9 protein-coding genes are annotated in these 15980 nt (G+C 43.4%); 3 read left to right on the top strand and 6 right to left on the bottom strand.

Annotated elements, in window-relative coordinates:
- Nucleotides 1-83 precede the first annotated feature (83 nt).
- Entirely contained in the window at nucleotides 84-5054 is a 4971-nt protein-coding gene (locus tag AB2J24_RS02710; protein ID WP_367384331.1) for a hypothetical protein, read from the top strand.
- Between the two features lie 82 nt (nucleotides 5055-5136).
- On the opposite strand, the gene AB2J24_RS02705 is transcribed toward AB2J24_RS02710, so the two are convergent.
- From AB2J24_RS02705 to AB2J24_RS02690, 4 genes are all read right to left on the bottom strand, one after another.
- Nucleotides 5137-5745, bottom strand: coding sequence for an ABC-type transport auxiliary lipoprotein family protein (locus AB2J24_RS02705; protein ID WP_367384330.1), 609 nt, complete (start codon nucleotides 5743-5745; stop codon nucleotides 5137-5139).
- 72 nt (nucleotides 5746-5817) lie between these two features.
- The gene (locus AB2J24_RS02700) at nucleotides 5818-7512 is read right to left on the bottom strand and encodes an MlaD family protein (protein WP_367384329.1); all 1695 of its coding nucleotides are present in this window, start codon (nucleotides 7510-7512) and stop codon (nucleotides 5818-5820) included.
- A gap of 16 nt (nucleotides 7513-7528) precedes the next feature.
- A complete protein-coding gene (locus tag AB2J24_RS02695; protein WP_367384328.1) occupies nucleotides 7529-8305 on the bottom strand; it encodes an ABC transporter ATP-binding protein in 777 nt (258 codons plus the stop codon).
- A 28-nt stretch (nucleotides 8306-8333) separates the two neighbouring features.
- Nucleotides 8334-9470 carry an MlaE family ABC transporter permease gene (locus tag AB2J24_RS02690; RefSeq protein ID WP_367384327.1) on the bottom strand — a complete coding sequence of 379 codons (1137 nt, stop codon included), beginning with the start codon at nucleotides 9468-9470 and terminating at the stop codon, nucleotides 8334-8336.
- A 211-nt stretch (nucleotides 9471-9681) separates the two neighbouring features.
- On the opposite strand from AB2J24_RS02690, the gene AB2J24_RS02685 reads away from it, so the two are divergent.
- Both AB2J24_RS02685 and AB2J24_RS02680 read left to right on the top strand, forming a co-directional pair.
- Nucleotides 9682-11985, top strand: a complete 2304-nt coding sequence (locus AB2J24_RS02685) for an NADP-dependent malic enzyme (RefSeq protein ID WP_162652426.1) — start codon at nucleotides 9682-9684, stop codon at nucleotides 11983-11985.
- 391 nt (nucleotides 11986-12376) lie between these two features.
- Complete coding sequence (locus AB2J24_RS02680; RefSeq protein ID WP_367384326.1) at nucleotides 12377-13174, top strand: DUF2865 domain-containing protein; 798 nt, start codon at nucleotides 12377-12379, stop codon at nucleotides 13172-13174.
- A gap of 115 nt (nucleotides 13175-13289) precedes the next feature.
- On the opposite strand, the gene AB2J24_RS02675 is transcribed toward AB2J24_RS02680, so the two are convergent.
- Nucleotides 13290-14327, bottom strand: a complete 1038-nt coding sequence (locus tag AB2J24_RS02675; protein WP_162652428.1) for a GGDEF domain-containing protein — start codon at nucleotides 14325-14327, stop codon at nucleotides 13290-13292.
- Between the two features lie 181 nt (nucleotides 14328-14508).
- A complete protein-coding gene (fumC, locus tag AB2J24_RS02670; protein ID WP_162652429.1) occupies nucleotides 14509-15900 on the bottom strand; it encodes a class II fumarate hydratase in 1392 nt (463 codons plus the stop codon).
- Nucleotides 15901-15980 lie beyond the last annotated feature (80 nt).

Genomic DNA, 15980 nt, shown 5'->3' with positions numbered 1-15980 from the left:
CCTTACGACATAAATAGGCCTAATTAATTGCCTACAATTTCGTTTGGTCACACAAATCCAGATATAAAAGAGGTAATGGCAGTATGGCAAAGAAGCCCGCTGGTAATAATTCTGATAGTTCTTCAACTATTTCTGATGATATTAAAGATTCAAATTTCTCACTGGATGAGAAATCTTTTGAGGATCTTGAACAACAAGTATCGAGTGCGGCCAGAGAATTGGCCATTTCCTCTGATCTGCATGAAGATGTCGATCGTACTTACCTGGATCAGGAAATTGACAAACCAAACGAAAATGAAAAAAGTTCAGCATCTCAATCAACACTCTTAGATGCGGCCAATGATTCAGACTTCAGCTCTTCCGGCCTGCTTGCAATACTTGATCAAAAAGTATCAGGGTCTGCTTATACTGTTGCTAGTTTCCTATCAACAATTTGGCTGCTCGGAGTTGCCGCATGTGTATTTCTTATATGGGGAGATGAACTCGGACAATTCACAAGTCTGAAAGATATTGCAAGCAACCCGGTTATAATTGGCCTCACGCTCGCTTTCTTAGCACCGATCTTTGTGTTCTTCTCTTTTGCCGTCATGGTAACGCGCTCGCGCGAGTATCGTATTGCAGCTAGAGCTATGACGGAAGTTGCCATCCGATTGGCCGAACCTGAAGCGCGTAATTCTGAGAAACTAGCGACTGTTGGACGTGCAATTCGACGCGAAGTAACCGCCATGAATGAGGGCATTGAGCGAACTATTGCTAGAGCATCGGAACTTGAAACAATAGTTCACTCCGAAGTGAATGCTCTGGAACGAAGCTACACTGAGAATGAAATTCGAGTGAGAGGTATTGTCGATGAATTGAGCGGTGAGCGAGACTCTGTAATCTCACATGCCGAACGCTTAAGATCATCTATCCTTGGCGCAAGAGATGAATTGAAAGATGAACTTGGCAACGCAGGTGAAGAAATTGCCATGCGTATCGCGTTATCTGGTGAAACCGTAGCACAATTAATGGACACTCATTCTGCGACTTTGCAGGATCGTACCACCGAAATTTCACATTCAATTCAATCACTGTTCACACAGAACTCTGATGATTTGCTCAATAACCTGCGTGAATCTGGCAATTTAATTACGGGCGAAATTGACAGCCGCCTGAACATGATTAATTCGCAGTTCGTCTTAAACAGCAAGAGCTTACTGAGTGATTTTGAAACACGTGTGAATACTCTAGACACAACTGCGGAGAAACTAACAGGTGCGCTTACACGACGAACTGAGCAATTGAATGAAGCACTATCTGCAAAGAACATTGAAATCTCAGAAACACTGACTGTTGGTCAACAAGCACTAACTCAGGGAATGGACGATGTCATTGGCTCAATGAATGCAGCGCTAGATGAAAAAGGCATTGCGTTCAAGCAGACGCTAACCAGCAGCTCTGAAGAAGCGATCATGGACTTTGACTTGCGTGCCGGTCTAATTAGCGAACAAATGATGGCAGCAAGCGCCGATGTTAATGCAAATTTCTCTAACAATATAGAGCGCCTAGCGGAAACATTGGATGCCAGAACAAAAACGCTTAATGATGCCGTGAAGGGCAACATATCACAAGTAAACGAGGCCCTACTTACAGGTAACCAACACCTATCAACGATTATGACAAGTGGTGTAGATAAACTTGTCGGTCATGCGGATAATCTCAGCAGTTTAGCAGAGAGCGCGGTCAACCGAATAGACGATAGTCTTGCTGCAACAAATATGGCAGTTGATATGGCCATCTCCTCTGGTGTGGATAGTTTGACGGAAACCCTAGATACAGGTTCAGCAGCTATTCAGAATCAAACGAATCAGATCACTGCGGATATGACGCGCAGTCTTGTCGATTTAAATGAAACACTTACCTCTACAAACATTGCTCTTGGCGAGACTATAAATCGAGGAACTGAGAATATCAGTCAGTCGTTGCAGAGCCAGACAAGTACGCTTGAACAGGTCGCAACTGAAAATATATCCAAAATTGAGGATACATTCAAAGACCGTTCTGACAAGCTTGAAAAAATTACAACATTGACTGTCGAACACCTAAATGACTCCATGCAGAAAAACATGGAAACTCTTGAAAGTATAACGACTGAAGGCGTTGAAAAACTCGACCAATCTATCCAGTTGCGATCAGAGGCGATGGAGAAAATCACACACGAAAATATGACAAAGCTCGATGGAGCTTTGCAAACTCGTGCTGACGATCTCCATAATATCGCTTCAAGAAATATTGCCGAACTGGAAAATACGTTAGTAGAACGTACAAATGCCATTGAAAATGTCGCCAACGAAGGCGCTGGCCTGATCACCAAAGCAATGAGCACAATGACGGATACGCTAGCTGGTGCTCTTGACAAAGAGGCTAGCAAAATCTCGGTCACATTGATGAACAATGAGGAAAAACTCGGAGAGCTGCTGGATCAGAAAACCAGAACCCTTGAAGAAAAAGCCGACACGATTTCATCTATTTCCAAGAACTCAGTTGAAGTCATTTCCGAAGCTGTCGACAATTCACTTACAAGAGTTGAAGACCACGCTAACAGCGTCGCTGACAAAACAAAATCTGCGATCGAAACGATCGAGGCGGCATTTGATGACAAGACCGAACATGTTGAAAAACGGTTTGGCATTTTGAATACAACGCTTTCAGATGGCTTAGATCGCGTCTCACAAACTCTGGGCAATCAGGCATCTGCACTTGCAAGTTCACTTACCAAGAGTGTGACAGAAGCAACTGGGCAACTTTCTGCGGAAGCTGCAAAAGCGCAAGCCGGCCTCAGAGAAGTGAGCGGTGAATTTGGTGATAACTTCCAAAAGACGAATGATCAAATCAGTGAAACGCTAAATGAAGCACTGGTTGAGCATTCATCAAAAATTGGGCATAACATCAATAACTTCTCCTCTGATTTAGATGAAAAACTCACCGCTCATGCAAGCCACATGTCAACGAATGTCGATGCATTGTCCTCCGAAGCATCTCGCTTGAGTGAAATATCATCAATATCCAATGATATCGGCAAAACCCTTACAGAAAATACGAATGAACTAACCAACCTTATGGAAGATAAGCTTAAACCGCTATCAGACCAAATCTCTCAAACGACACAAAATGCGGCCGAAGCACTTACTCAAACAACACAAGATGCGACCGATAAAATCTCGCAGACGACACAGCATGTGAGAAACGAAATATCCCAAACAGCAAAAAGCGCAGCCGATGCCCTAACACAAACAACTCAAAATGTTACGGGCGAAATATCTAAATCGACACATAGCGCGGCAGAAACACTTGTACAAACCACACAAGATGTGACGGATAAAATTTCGCAAACCACGCAATATGTTACAAATGAAATTTCCCAAACTACACAAAACGCAGCTGATGCGCTCAATGAACGAACTCAAAATGCGTCAGATGAAATTCGAAACGTTATACGTTCAAATGCTGACCTTATAAAAAATGAAAATGAAGCTCTAATTGATGCGATAACTATTCGCAGCAGTGAAACACTAAGTGCTGTTAGAGGTGTGGAAGTTAATTTATCTGAAAACGTAGCTTTACTCGTCGATAAAATGGATAAAAGCAGCTCGACAATCGCCGACGTTGTCCAACGCGCAAATGCAAATGTTACTCTCATGGACAGACGTTTAAGCGAAACATCTGAAAATCTCTCAGAGAGCACGAGTAAAGCTGCCGATGTCATTTCGACATCTTCCAATATATTATCTAATAATATTGGCAACCTGGATCGCGTTTCATCTGAAACACTCGCACAAATCGGAGATATATCCGACCACTTTGAGAAACATTCTCTTGTCCTTTCATCTGCAACCCACCTACTCGGTGACGCGCAGAACCGCCTGAATTCGACTATGGATGAGCGTAAACAAGCGCTAGAAACATTATCTGACGGTTTGCTTGTCAGGTCAGAAGAAGTTGAGCGAAATATGCGCTCTTTAACATCGATTATTGAAGGTGCATTTACGCAAGCAACAAACCTATCGCAGAGCGCTGCCTCCAATTTAAACACTGAACTACATGCATCAGTGACGGAAGTGGAAGGCTTAATTAGCCAAACCGAACAACGTTCGGCAAGTATTGCACTAACACTTAAGGATACGTTACGCGACGCAATTGAAGAGGCTGTTGGTCGCTTCTCAAGCGCAACCGACGAGATCAGAAATTCTGCGACAAACATTCGCCAGGAATTGAACGCAACTCGGGAAGAACTGAAGCGCGGTGCATTTGACCTGCCTGAAGAAACGCGTGAAAGCGCTGCTGCAATGCGCAATGCAGTAGCCCAACAAATTGATGCATTGCAGGAGTTATCTACCTTGGTCAGTAAAACAACGCGGCGCAGTGATGCCAGTGTTGAAACAGCTGCCCCCCGTAAATCTGCTCCTGTCGCAAAAGCACCAACAGATAGTGCACGGCTTCAATCGGTTAGAGAACCCGTCGAATTACCAGAGCTAGAGCAATCAGAGCATGTAAGTAATTTCACATCTCCAACTTCAACTATATCCACACCACCGACAGAACCAACCATTGGTGACAAACGTCAAGGGAACAATAGTGGCTGGGTTCGCGATCTTATTCGGGGTGCGGATACGCAAGAAAAATCACAAGATCAGGCTAGCCCGATAAACCAAAATCAGCGTAAACCACAGCATGTTGTCGAATCGCTAAATTCTCTTTCGGTAGATATTGCCAGAGCGATCGATCACGATGCATCTGTCGAACTTTGGCAGAGATATCAACGCGGTGAGAGAGACATATTTACCCGCCGCCTGTACACCATTAAAGGCCAGAAGACCTTTGATGATATTCAGGCCAAATATGCAAGAGAACCAGAATTCAAAAAGGCTGTTGATCGCTATATGGCAGACTTCGAGAAGCTTTTGTCCGATGTATCAAAAAATGATCCAAGTAATGTGATTGGCCAAAGCTACCTGACATCGGACACAGGAAAAGTTTATACAATGCTGGCGCACGCAAGTGGTCGTCTGAAATAAGCTTAGATCCATATGAATTTAAAAAAGCGGCTTCCAAATGGAGCCGCTTTTTCTTTATCTTAAACTTGTCATCTAATCTGCTTTATCGAACATATTTAAGTGACCACGTAACAATATCTGAGATCACTTGTGACGAAGCCGAGTTTAGCGAGTCAACGTAAGCTTCATTGCTATTTCCAACGACGTTCGTAATTTGTCGGAACACCTTCTGCGCACGCACAGTGCCGTTCCGGTCGTTCAAAATCTTAACGGAGACTTCGGCAACCGCAACTCGCGCGCTACTTGCCACAACCTCAAATGAACGTAGTGATGTTACAACCTGATAATCAATTGCAAGCCCCTCACCTGGCAAACCTACACCACTAAGCCTTCCGGAATTTTCGAAAGCGCGAGCAAGCTTAACCTGAAACACTTTTGGTAATCTGTCATTCCACTGTGCTTTTGATAAGTACTGCACAGCAGATGGAGATGTACGTACCAGGATTTGCTCACTGTCTAAGGTTTTAAGCGCCGAAGGTTCGGTAATAAGAATTTGTCGCCTGCTACGAACGCCCGGCGTTGAAATCTCACCATTATGAGCTAACGTAAATGTATCAGGTATCGAAGCATTTCCGCCGCCAATGCAACCACTCAGAGCCAAACAGGTGGTTAGAGCTAAAATTTTACGCAACATAAAGACGGACGCTCTCATCAAATTTCATTAAAGTTTCATTAACCATAAACCACAGCCTTAATCAAATAAAGATGATAGCCAAATTATACATTAGCGCCGCGTGCGACCATCAAACTGTTTCACACTTTCCCCGCCAAATAACAACCGTTGCGGGTCGCGCTCAATAGAACTCACACTTCTTTCAATGCGCGAAATTGATCGTCTTGCTTCTGTCACTAGCGCCTCTATATCTTTAAGTCCAGAACCAGTAAATCGCTCCAGATTTCCAGCAATAGGTCCAATACGCTTGTTGAGGTTATCCGCAACATCTTTAAATGATTTCAAAGTCTCTTGTGCATCCGCGATAAGGCTGCCGGAATCATTATCTCCAAGAAAACCGTCAAGCTTTGCTAAAACACCATCAATACGCGCGGACGCACCGTTTAAACGACCCGCTAATTCCGATACATCGGTAATCATCTGATCTATATCCTCGGACCTCTCACCCACGGTACCCACAATTTCTTTAGCATCTGCAAGCGTTTGTTTAGCATCTGCGCCCGCAGCAGAGATATCTGCAACTGTTTGCTTAACTAGAGTGGGGTCTACTTCCGCTAGAAGGGTATCAACTTTTTCTGTTGCATCACTCAACTTCTTGGCCGTTATATTAACGTTTGAAATCAGATCCTCAATCTCGCTGGTCTTTCCACCAATACTCTCTGCAATTTTTCGTGCTTCAGATAGAGCCACCTTTGCATCATTACTCGCAACTGTAATATTATTCATTGTATTGCTGATTTGTTCCGGCTTAACTTCCGCTAGCAAGGTATCAACCTTAGCCGTTGCTTTGTTAAGTTGCTTTGCAGTGCTACTCACGTCGGTAATCATTTGGTTGATTTCACCAGTACTTTCGCCAATCCCGCTAATAACAATCTTCGCCTGGTTGAGTGCCTCTTTTGCATCTGCACTTGCCTGCGCCACATTCTTTATTGTTGAATCTATTTGTCCCGGCTCAACTTCACTGATCAAAGCATCAATCTTTGCAAGAGATTGAGTCGCATTTGCACTTAATGTTTCGAAATTAGAAAGAGTATTACTTATCTTCTTAGGCTCAATTGCCGTAATCAACCTATCGGCAGAGTTTAAAGTCGTTTCTAGTTTAAGCGAAAGCGTTTGAACAGTTGCAGTAAGTCCTGTAACACTTGCAAGAAACTGATCGATTCCTTCCGAGTTTTTTGCAATAGCCTCTGAAAAAGCTTCCGCATTTCTAAGCGTATTGGTAATAGGGGCTTGAGCATCTTTAACAAAACCCTCGACCTCACCTAAAATACTGTTCGCACGAACCATAATCGTTTCGGCATTTTCAATCAGACCCGCTATGCCAGATGTTTGCGCCTCAATTTCTATAGGAACATCTGTTTCGAATGCTTTGCGCAGCATGTCAGTACCCGAACCCGTGGGCGTCGAAACTTCAAATAGCGAAGCGCCTGTTAGACCTTGAGACTCCAATTTAAAAACAGTCGTATCATTCATCGGCATATCGACGGAAACTTCAGCAATTGCAACCACATATTTCGGACGTTGAAAATCAATCTGGACTGATTTCACCTGCCCCACAGGTATCCCATTAAACCGAACTGGTGAGCCTACGTTAAGACCCGCTGCAGAGCCGGGAACTCGCACAATCACTTTTGCAAAGTTGCCCGTCTGAGACAGTTCTGCATACCAATAGATAAAGCCAAATGCAGCGAAAGTCACTATGATCGCAAACAAGCCAACAATGGTGTAATTAGCTTTCGTTTCCATTTAAAGCAGTTACCTCTCAGCGCGAAATAGTACGCGCACGTTTCCCTTTAAAATACGATTGCACCCATTCATCATCAAATGCCAGCATCATATCGATATTACCTTCTACGAGAACTTTTTTTTCGCCCAGAACGGCAATTCTGTCACACACTGAAAATAAACTATCAAGATCATGCGTCACCATATAAACGGTTAACCCCAAAGTATCTCGGAGTTTAGCAATCAACTCATCAAACTCAGCAGCACCAATTGGATCAAGCCCCGATGTCGGCTCATCAAGAAATACGATATCAGGATCAAGTGCCAATGCACGAGCGAGAGCTGCACGCTTTATCATGCCACCTGAAAGCTCCGACGGATATTTATCCGCAGCGTTTTTGGCCAAACCAACCATATCAATTTTTACACGAGCCAATTCGTCCATTATATCCTGTGGCAAATTAAGATATTCACGCATTGGGACCTGAATGTTTTCTTTGACTGTCAGTGATGAAAACAACGCACCGTGTTGGAATAGAACGCCCATCCTCATATCAATCGCAAGACGTTCGGCTTCAGTTATATCATCGTAATCCTTGTCAAAAATTTTAACGATACCTTTTTGCCGGGGTAAAAGTTTTAAAATCGACCGCATAAGAACTGATTTGCCGGTACCTGATGCGCCAACAAAGCCTAGAATTTCACCTCGGTATACACTCAAATCAAGATGATCGAGAACCACATGATCACCAAATGCAACACAGATATCTCTTGCGGACAGGATTAGTTCCTTATGAGGTGACTGATTATTCATACTCAATCCTGGCCCTTCCATCCCTGCCCTAAAAATCAATCGCAGCGTAGAAGATAGCAAATATACCATCAATAACGATGACAAGGAAAATTGCTTTAACAACCGATGCTGTCACACGCTTACCCAAAGATTCGGCACTACCTTCAACTTTAAGGCCTTCAACTGCGGCAACAACACCAATAATGATGGCCATAAAAGGTGTTTTAATCATACCGGATGTAATTGTCGTGTAATCAATAAAGGCTTTCATACGTTCCAAAAATACATTCGGCGGGACATCTGAATAAAAATAAAGAACAACAGCAGCAGCTGTCAACGCGGTAAAATTGGCTACAATTGTTAGCAGTGGGAGCGTGAGAATTAGCGCGATCATCCTTGGGAAAACCAAGACGCCAATTGGGTTTAACCCCATAACCGTGAGCGCATCCACCTCCTCACGCATCTTCATCGAGCCAATCTCAGCCGTAATCGCGCTCCCCGAGCGGCCTGCTATCATTATCGAGGTAATCAAAACCCCCATCTCACGCAACTGCAGCACACTAACAAGATCAGCCGCAAAGACATCCGCGCCAAACGCTCGTAGTTGAAATGCTGTTTGTTGCGATACAATCGCGCCAATCGCAAGAGACATTAAAATGACGATGGGAACGGCGCGAACCCCAATTTGATCCATCTGGTGGATGATTGGCGCAATTGAAGAGTTTTGTTTGCGTCCAGCTTTCAGCTGCGGACCATAAATCATGGCCCCTAGTATATTAAGGCCCATCTTAATATCGCCTAAAAGCGCTTCTGCACCAATGCCTGTTCGCCTTAAAAAACCGTGAACAAGCCCAAGAGAATGGTCTTCTTTTGGTTCATTTTCCAATTCATCACATGTTGGAATTTCCGCCAATAAACTTTGCATTCCTGCACTAACATTCACAAAATCAAGTTTCAGAAATTTATCAGCGCAAGTTTTTTCGAACTTCCTAATAAGCCAGGCGCCAGCAGTATCAAACTCCGATATATTTTTAGCGTCCAATATGACTTCTGTTTCACTAAAACTATTTGGTAAATCCGGAAACACCATACATATTTCATCAACACCATGATGGCGCCAATCACCGAACAAATGCACAAAAGTGCTCGTTGCTGACCGCTCTAGTTCGAAAGTAGCATGGCTCATTTTGGCATTCATCGCATCCATCATTTCAGTTATTTAACCTGCCATCACAGCCATGTCACTGAATTAAGTTCAATTAAATCGAAAAGTGGGGTTTAATAAGTTTAAACTTACGAATAAATTCGTCATTCGATCTTGTTCTCATGCAAACATACGATTCGGCGGACTAGAAATAAAACTCGGCCAACGTGCCAAAGAAGTGGAATTAGGTAATATGGAAAATAGCGGCAAATCCAAACAACAAGAAACAGATGATCTTGATAAACAGGCCTTATTTTACCACAATTATCAAACCCCAGGCAAACTGGAAATCCGCGCCACAAAACCACTCGGCAACCAGCGCGACTTGGCTTTGGCTTATTCGCCCGGTGTTGCAGCACCCTGCAGAGAAATCAGCAAAGACCCAAATGCAGCATCATTATATACAGCACGAGGAAACTTAGTCGGAGTTGTATCAAATGGAACCGCTGTTTTAGGATTAGGCGCCATTGGTCCCCTCGCCTCCAAACCCGTTATGGAGGGCAAAGCCGTACTCTTCAAAAAATTCGCAAATATTGATGTGTTCGACATCGAAGTCGATGCAATGGAAGTCGATAGAATGGTTTCTGTTATTTCCGCGTTAGAACCAACATTTGGCGGCATAAATCTTGAAGATATCAAAGCACCGGAATGTTTTGAAGTAGAAGAACAGCTTCGAGAAATTATGGATATTCCTGTATTTCATGATGATCAGCACGGCACCGCCATCATCGTAGCCGCCGCTGTACTTAACGGCATAGAACTTGCCGGAAAACAATTGGAAGATGTCAAGATCGTGACGTCTGGAGCTGGTGCTGCGGCGTTAGCGTGCTTAAACCTTCTCGTTTCAATGGGGGCGAAGCGTGAGAACATTTGGGTTCATGATATTGAAGGTCTTGTCTATGAAGGGCGCACCTCGCAAATGGATCGCTGGAAATCCGTATATTCTCAAAAGTCCGACAATAGAACTCTGGATCAATCCATCGGAGATGCTGATGTCTTTCTTGGTCTGTCAGCGGCAGGTGTCTTAAAAAAAGAGCTTCTTGCAAAAATGGCCCCTCAGCCACTCATTCTTGCTCTTGCCAATCCTACGCCCGAGATCATGCCAGAAGAGGCGAGAGATGCGCGCGAAGATGCTATGATATGCACGGGTCGTTCTGATTTTCCTAACCAGGTCAACAATGTATTATGTTTTCCGTACATTTTTCGTGGTGCCTTGGACTGTGGTGCAAGCACGATTAATGAAGAAATGAAAATTGCAGCAGTAAAAGCAATTGCAGAACTTGCGCGAGAAGAACCGTCCGAATTGGCCGCGCAAGCCTATTCAGGCGAAACGCCAACATTTGGTCCGAACTACCTCATCCCCTCACCTTTCGATCAACGCCTAATTCTACGCATAGCACCAGCCGTTGCGAAAGCGGCAGCAAATAGCGGTGTTGCACTAAGGCCGATTGAGGATATGGAAGCCTATTTGGATAAACTCAACCGCTTTGTCTTCCGGTCCGGTTTTGTCATGAAACCTGTGTTTGCTGCAGCTAAAGCATCAAAAAACAATCGCGTAATTTTTGCAGAAGGCGAAGATGAACGCGTATTGCGCGCTGCCCAAATCCTTATTGAGGAGAAAGTCGCAAAACCTATTCTCATTGGTCGACCAAATATCATTGAGCTGCGCTTAAGACGGTATGGGTTGAGGATCGATATGGAAAACGAGTTGGAAATCGTTAATCCTGAAAATGATAGCCGTTTCCGTGATTATGTTGACGAATATTTTTCGCTAGTGGGACGAAAAGGCGTCAACCCAGAAGCGGCAAGCACCATTGTTAGAACAAATATGACAGTTATCGGCGCGCTTGCGGTCAAGCGCGGTGATGCTGATGCGCTTATTTGTGGCATTGAAGGGCGATACAAAAGCCACCTCAAACACGTAAGTCAGATTATTGGCAAGAAGGAAGGTATTACTGATTTATCAACTCTAAGCCTGCTCATTTCTGAACGTGGTGCTACATTTCTAACCGATACTTATGTAACCTATGATCCATGCGCGGAGGAACTTGTGGAAATGACACTTCTTGCCGCTGAAGAGATTAAACGGTTTGGTATTGTTCCAAAAGTAGCGCTCGTTTCTCATTCTAGCTTTGGGGCACACGACACGCCAACGGCACTTAAAATGCGTAAGGCAACTCGTATATTAAACGAAATTGCGCCAGATCTTGAAATTGATGGCGAGATGCAAAGTGATTCCGCAATCTCAGAAGTTTTACGAAAACGTGCTATGCCCAATAGTAAGCTAACAGGAGAAGCCAATCTACTTGTATTTCCAAATATTGATGCTGCAAACATCACACTTGGCGTCGCTAAAACCATGCTTGATGCGCTCCATGTAGGTCCAATATTGCTGGGCGGCGCTATGCCTGCGCATGTTTTATCACCGTCTGTAACATCCAGGGGCGTTGTTAACATGGCAGCATTATCAGTGGTCGAAGCATCTAGCGGCTCATAACCTACCCAAATAATGGGTAATGTTGAATTCTGTAATAACATAATAATAATCTATTAGAACTATAGTTTTAAACTAAGTCATAATTCCAATAGATTGAGATGCGTTTATGCGCCGGTTTATATTGCCAAGTTTATCAGTTGCTATGCTGACTATAGTTGCACCTCAAGGTGCACATGCTCAATCATGTGAGGTACTTAAGGCGCAACTCACAAAAGCTTCAAAGGTAGGCACAAACAGTAAGGCAGTTAAGCGCTACAGTAACGCCATAAAACAACAAACCAAAATGATAGCGAAGGTCAAAGGTGACCTTCAACGATATAAATGTAGCTCTGGCAACAATGCGGCTGCCTGCAAAAAACTAACAGATGCACAAAAACGTATGCAGGCAAATTTGAATCAACTCGATAAAAAGCGCTCCAATTTATCAAGTGGCAAATCTAAAGCTAGAATTGCGAGGATAAAATCAAAGCTATCCGCCAATAACTGTTATGGAAATTCCTCAGTCATCAATGTTAATGCGCAAAAGCAACCACATCGAGAAGAAAACGGTGTAAAAATTATTGGAAAAAGCGGTGGACATAGGCTGAAAAGTAAAGTTGTCACACTATCAAATTCCAGTAGAAAACCAGGCAACTACCGGACCATGTGTGTTAGAACCTGCGACGGTTTTTTCTTTCCAATATCATCAAATACATCACCTCAGTCCTTTGAGAGAGACGAGCTAGCCTGTAAACTAATGTGCCCGGGAACTGAAACAAACCTCTTTTTTCATCGCTCTTACGATGAGGAAAGCCAGGACATGATTTCATATCGTGACCAAACCCCTTATGCAGATAAAGAATACGCTTTCATTTACAGGACAAAGGCACCCGGCAGTACACAAACCTGCTCATGCAATATGGCCGCTTTCTATGCAGAGATGAACAGACGTGAAGCTTTATTAAACGGCAATGGCGAAAAATCATCAAAAGAAATTGAAAATATCACGTCTGTGATTCCAGCAACAAAACAAGATCCCGGCGAGGATCCTGAAACGATTTCCAATCTTGAAGGTAACCTGAACGATCAAGATCTAGATGCATTTGTAGCTGTAAATCAAGATACAAATCCCGCCCAATCGGATAGTAAGAATATACGTATCGTGGGTCCGGTATTTCTACAAAATACAGATGCTGTAGATCTGAAGTAATACCTATCTATCACATGGTACATGGTTTCAGAGAATAAAATTCATCGTCACTATAAATAAAAAAACCGTTCAATTTCCCGAACGGTGTTTTTTTGATTTTAGGAAGTTTGATTTACTACTTGTACATTGCGCGATTGCCGTTGGTCTTTTTCATCCGCTCAGGGTCATAAACCTGAACTTGGTTCCTGCCCTTATTTTTGGAGAGATAGAGCGCTTCATCAGCAGCACCATAGAGATGCTCAGAATTATTACATTCCGATGCCATGCATACACCAAGAGAAATGGTAATTTGACCATAGTCCGCGCCAGACTTGCGGTCCTTGAGTGATGTCTTTTCAACGGCGAGACGTATTCGTTCCGCAATAAGCTCCACCTTGCCCGCAGAGGTATTTGACACAACGATCCCGAACTCTTCACCGCCGGTTCTGGCAATCAATGAATCATCACGTAACTCTGTACTCATGGCTCTTGCGACAACGCCCAAGACACGATCACCGATCGGATGCCCATGTGTATCATTGAAGCTCTTGAAATGATCGATATCAAGCAAAATCAGTGCACTTGTCGAAATGGAGATATTGCTATCATAAACCATTGACATTGCTTCATCGAATGCTCGTCGATTAGGTAGCTGTGTCAATGGATCCGTATTTGCAATTGATTTGTATTCATCTAGCTGTTCTTTAACTTGTGCTAGTTCCTTTGTAGCTTCCAATACCCGATCAATGATTGCTTTACTGTTTTCAATCTTATCACCAGTAGCTTGAGCTAATTCTTCCGTAACGGACAAGATATCCTTGTTACGTGGATTTTCAGACATGTGATTAAGTTTATTGGCATTATCACCCAGAACCTGCGTATAATCCTGCAAAGTTGTATTTTCTTTATTCAACTTACCCAAAAGATCATCAAGTTCGCCGGAAATTTTCTCTTGAGCAGAATCGACAACCCCGCCATGGTGGTGATGAGAGAAATATTTTTTGCCAACAGCATCAAGATCACCCTGAGACGGCTGACTGCCAAGTGCTGCAAATTCCCTCGTAAGCGTGGTATTGCTTTTATTCAGCGCTTCATAAACAAGCTCATAGTTTCTTGGTAATCCGGAGATACCTCGTTTATGCATCGTTGCAACTACTATTGACGCTGTATTCATTTAGGAAACACCCCATTTTAACTTAATTCTGGCCACCAAATGAAAGCAGACAGATAACACATATGTTAAAAATAATCGGAAAGTATTGGCGAACTGTTAACTCAAACCCAATTTTCAAAAAAAAAGGCGCTCATAATAACAAGCGCCTGATCCAAAGAAATAGAAAGTATCTTAACTCAACTTATTTAGGGCCCAGCATTTGCTCAGGTCTAACAACTTTATCAAAGGTTTCTTCATCTACAAACCCAAGACCAATAGCTTCCTCTTTCAGGGTAGTTCCATTTTTATGAGCCGTCTTTGCAACTTTCGTTGCATTGTCATAACCAATCTCAGGCGCGAGTGCCGTTACCAACATTAAGCTTTCCCACATCAACTTGCTGATCTTATCCTCATCAGGGCGAATGCCAGCGACACACTTATCCACAAAGCTGACGGAAGCGTCGCCTAAAAGTTGCATCGATTGCAGCACATTATATGCCATCATCGGTTTATAAACATTTAGCTCAAAATGCCCTTGAGAACCTGCAAAGCCAACAGCTGCATCATTTCCCATAACATGAGCACAAACTTGAGTAAGAGCTTCACACTGAGTTGGATTTACTTTTCCCGGCATAATAGAAGAACCAGGCTCATTTTCAGGTAGAATAAGTTCACCCAAACCACAGCGTGGACCAGAACCCAACAACCGTATATCATTGGCAATTTTAAACGCACTAGCAGCGACGGTTTTAAGCGCACCAGATATCTCGACCAAAGCATCATGCGCTGCGAGTGCTTCAAACTTATTTGGAGCTGTATAAAAAGGCAAACCGCTTATTTCTGCCATGTTGGCAGCTACTTTTTCAGCCCAACCCTTCTTTGTGTTAAGACCAGTACCTACGGCTGTTCCACCCTGAGCGAGCGCATAAATGTTCTTCAAAGCCTGCTCAACACGCGCAATGCCCTGCTCTATTTGAAATGCATAACCTGAGAATTCCTGACCAAGTGTAATTGGTGTTGCATCTTGAGTATGAGTACGACCAATTTTGATTATGTTCTCAAATGATTTTGCTTTTTCTGAAAGTGCATCATGAAATTTTTTCAAACCCGGCAACAAGACGTCTCGCGCCATAGTAGCAATCGCGATATGCATAGCCGTAGGGAATGTATCATTAGATGATTGCCCCATATTGCAATGGTCATTAGGATGAACAGGAGACTTAGAACCGATTTCACCACCCAGCATTTCAATAGCGCGGTTAGCAATAACCTCATTCGCATTCATATTTGACTGCGTCCCTGAACCCGTTTGCCAAACGACAAGCGGAAAATGATCATCAAGCTTACCGTCGACAACTTCACCCGCAGCACTTACAATCGCATTACCAATTTCTGGTTCAAGGGAACCAAGCTCAATATTTGCTTGCGCGCACGCTTTTTTGATAACGCCCAAAGCTCTAACAATGGCTACCGGTTGTTTTTCCCAACCAATTGGGAAATTAATTAAAGATCGTTGTGTTTGAGCGCCCCAATATTTATCCGCAGGCACTTCAAGAACTCCGAAACTATCTGACTCTGACCTCGTATTTGACATAAAGAAATCCTCTTAAATGGGTTGGAAGCGACAACACGCATAATCCAAACTTGGTTATTTGTGTTTCATCTAGTCAAAAA

This window comes from Lentilitoribacter sp. EG35 (assembly GCF_040784015.1).
GTDB lineage: Bacteria > Pseudomonadota > Alphaproteobacteria > Rhizobiales > Rhizobiaceae > Lentilitoribacter.
Note: the sequence above shows the minus strand (reverse complement) of the source record. Positions and strands in the feature narration are given on the sequence as shown.

Excerpts from the sequence above, each read along its gene's own strand:
- AB2J24_RS02710 (WP_367384331.1), top strand. The coding sequence starts at position 84 with ATGGCAAAGAAGCCCGCTGGTAATAATTCTGATAGTTCTTCAACTATT.
- AB2J24_RS02705 (WP_367384330.1), bottom strand. The coding sequence starts at position 5,745 with ATGAGAGCGTCCGTCTTTATGTTGCGTAAAATTTTAGCTCTAACCACC.
- AB2J24_RS02700 (WP_367384329.1), bottom strand. The coding sequence starts at position 7,512 with ATGGAAACGAAAGCTAATTACACCATTGTTGGCTTGTTTGCGATCATA.
- AB2J24_RS02695 (WP_367384328.1), bottom strand. The coding sequence starts at position 8,305 with ATGAATAATCAGTCACCTCATAAGGAACTAATCCTGTCCGCAAGAGAT.
- AB2J24_RS02690 (WP_367384327.1), bottom strand. The coding sequence starts at position 9,470 with ATGAGCCATGCTACTTTCGAACTAGAGCGGTCAGCAACGAGCACTTTT.
- AB2J24_RS02685 (WP_162652426.1), top strand. The coding sequence starts at position 9,682 with ATGGAAAATAGCGGCAAATCCAAACAACAAGAAACAGATGATCTTGAT.
- AB2J24_RS02675 (WP_162652428.1), bottom strand. The coding sequence starts at position 14,327 with ATGAATACAGCGTCAATAGTAGTTGCAACGATGCATAAACGAGGTATC.
- fumC (WP_162652429.1), bottom strand. The coding sequence starts at position 15,900 with ATGTCAAATACGAGGTCAGAGTCAGATAGTTTCGGAGTTCTTGAAGTG.